1 pseudogene is annotated in these 275 nt (G+C 62.5%); it reads right to left on the minus strand.

Annotated features, from left to right (window positions below):
• Positions 1-275 (minus strand): annotated as a pseudogene (locus AC0L28_RS34830) (DDE-type integrase/transposase/recombinase); the annotation flags it as partial.

Raw genomic sequence — 275 nt, forward strand, 5'->3', positions numbered from 1 at the left:
GCGATCGATTCCGCAGACGGTGTTCGGCGTCGCAGGAAATGATCGCCTCATGATTGGTCGGGCTGCCGTCGATGACGATGCGATCCGGTCTGCCGTGGCGCTCCAGGGCCTTCCGGAAGAAGCGCTTGGCTGCCGGCAAGTCGCGGTGTTCGCTGAAGAAGAACTCGACCGTGTCGCCGACGCCGTCGACGGCACGATAGATACATCCATTGGCCGCGTATCTTGATGTATGTCTCGTCCATGTGCCACTTGCCGGTGACGGCGCGCTTGCGCCC

Source organism: Mesorhizobium sp. WSM4847 (assembly GCF_055811335.1).